The organism is Clostridia bacterium, from assembly GCA_028698525.1.
Taxonomy (GTDB): Bacteria; Bacillota; Clostridia; order JAQVDB01; family JAQVDB01; genus JAQVDB01.
The window spans coordinates 1-2,547 of the sequence record JAQVDB010000134.1 but is presented as its reverse complement, the minus strand read 5'-3'; the positions used below and the strand labels follow the sequence as shown (position 1 = coordinate 2,547).

The following is a 2,547-nucleotide window of genomic DNA, read 5'->3' as shown; positions in this document are numbered from 1 at the left end:
TTTTCTTATCCAGATTAATTTGACAATCCAAATCATCAGATACACAATCTCTACAGCTATTATCTACATTAATCACACCTATCTTGCAATCTTTATCGCCTCCCCTGCAGTTAAAATAATTATTGATAACTATACCACTTCTTCTTGGCTGGAAGTTAGGAACCATGACCATTAATTGCTCTATTCCCTCCAAGGATGTACCATACATAAATAATTTTGACATTGTTCTCAACCCTTTCTTTCTGTTTTTAGACATAAAACCTGCTAACAAAAGTCAAGGCCAATTTTTATAATTTGCTCAATTTTTAATATTTGAATTTAGACATAACAAATAGGCCGACACTTGATTCGGCTTATTGTATTTTAAATTAAGTATGATTATTATGCTGCTTTTTTAGATGCTTTTTCTTCTTTTATCTCTATTACTCTGGCATAGTAAATTCTCAAAAACTTGTTTAAACCTGCAAATTTACTTACTTTCTTGGCCTTACCTTCTTCTTCTTTCTTTACCATATAACAATATACTGGATTTTCAGGGTTTTTAGCACCCATCATGCATTTCATTGCCTGATAGCCAACCTTTCTAAGAATAGCATTACCTCTTTTAGATATTTTACGCCGACTACCTTTGAAATCCCCAGATTCATATGTTGGAGCATCAATGCCAACGAAAGATATTAGACACTTTTTATTTCTAAATTTGCTCAAGTCTCCAAATTCAGCTGTTATCTGAACTGCCAGCTTATCTGATATACCAGAAAATTTCTTTGCTTCCTGAAATTCTTCTAAAGGCTCGGCAAGATCTAACATTTGTGATAAAATACAATTGAGGCTTTGGTTAATTCTTTTAACCAGCTGAATGCTCTCGTAAACGTCCGCTTTAATATATGGGCTATTTGAGGGCTGAGTGGAGATACCTTCTAAAGCGACCTCGTAGATAGCTTGTGCCTTCTTGGCATTAGGATGGTATCTCTTTTCTTTTGCCCACTTTTGATAAACTTTAATAAATTCTTCTTCGTCTTGGCTAATAACCACATCCTTATGCCACCAAACTTCTAAAAAATCTAATAATTTATCCTTGCTAAAGTCTCCTGAGCCATGGGGTAAAATCTTTTTCAAGCCTGGAAAGACTTGATCAATGAAAGTATCTAGAAAATTCATTTGACTAATCCTCAAGTCCATATAATGATGATAGGAACGATTTAAGTATTTCAAGTTCTGATAAACTTCTCTATCTAATTTATATTCTTCTAGTTTATGCCAATAAATTAGTCCATACTCAGCAATTAATCTTGAATCAATATTGTCATTTTTAGCCTTACGAAAACTCATTGAACGGCAGAATTGCTTCATCTTTAAAGGATTAACTACTGTAACAAAGTACCCTTTTGATTTTAATGAGTACAGTATTGGTAAATGGTACTTCCCTGTAGCTTCCATAACTATTCGTAGTTCTCCTGTTAAAGCTTCAAGTTTGGATATGAAGCTTTGCATATCACTTTGTAAATGCTTTAAATCAAATGGTTTCCAAATGGTCTCACTACCACTTTTAAGAGCACAAATAGTGGATTTGTCTTTAGAAATATCAATACCTATAGATATCATTTTCTTCCCTCCCTATTCTTTTAAAATAGATAATGTAGAATCCTACCTGCACCCATTTCCACTCATTTTAGCATGTGACACGGACGTATTAGCCCAACCTGCTTAATCGAATACATATAATGAGTCGGTAGGCAACAGTTTTATGCACGGACGTACTAGCCCTAAAAAAGACTCGTTGCTCTACCCTTTCATTATATAAAAAATAGTGCAAGAAAGGATAATTCCTTCTTACACTATTTATGGTACTAAAAAAAGGCGAAGTTTCTTTGGTAGTTTTTCGACCTTAAAACTTCGCCATTTCATTTTCTTTATTAAATTTTTAGTTTTACATACCTATATCGTATCCCATACTATGACAAACCTATATTACAAAATAAAAGAGACAAAGTATCAAAACCTGCTCTACACTAGTAAATCCAATTGTTAAACAGCTTTCTTGGTTTGTCATAATTCTTATTGTGTAAAACTGGGAATGGCTAAGATTAAGCCTTACACCTATACCGTAAATAGTGTTGAGTTTGTCATAATATATGATTATCTTCACTAAAAACAATCTGTAATTAATATTTAAATTATATTAACCATAAATAATATTTGGTTCGTATAATATTAATCATTAGAATCTCTTTTTGAATTTATATTTATTTACTGCAAGCCATATAAATATAGGAATTGTAACAACAGCTAACCAAATATAAAACGAGGTAGAATCATTTCCTTGATATACAGCATAATATATTGTACCTAAGAAAGACCAACCACAACCGAGAATCATTAATGGAAATACCATACTACGTTGGTATATTCTGCCCTTCTCAGAATTACGGTACTCTTTTCCAAGAAAAGTGTTTTTCCCTAATGCATTAAAAACCGCTTGAATTAAAAAGCCTAAACCGAATATAGTAAAAGTCATTATAAACACCCCCACTAAAACCTTATCAT

The 2,547-nt window shown here is 32.4% G+C and carries 3 protein-coding genes; all 3 read right to left on the bottom strand.

The window, feature by feature from the left end; genetic code table 11:
- Positions 1 to 223, bottom strand: a 223-nt coding sequence (locus PHP06_11140; GenBank protein ID MDD3841095.1) for a hypothetical protein, incomplete at its 3' end; no start/stop codon positions are given.
- A 158-nt stretch (positions 224 to 381) separates the two neighbouring features.
- Positions 382 to 1,605 (bottom strand): IS110 family transposase, encoded by a 1,224-nt coding sequence (locus tag PHP06_11135; protein MDD3841094.1) that lies wholly within the window; start codon positions 1,603 to 1,605, stop codon positions 382 to 384.
- Positions 1,606 to 2,221: 616 nt separating this feature from the next.
- A partial coding sequence (locus tag PHP06_11130) for a hypothetical protein (GenBank protein ID MDD3841093.1) occupies positions 2,222 to 2,547 on the bottom strand: 326 nt, incomplete at its 5' end.

What these genes read in the sequence shown, in the direction of transcription:
- PHP06_11135 (MDD3841094.1), bottom strand. Translation starts at nt 1,605, where the DNA reads ATGATATCTATAGGTATTGATATTTCTAAAGACAAATCCACTATTTGT.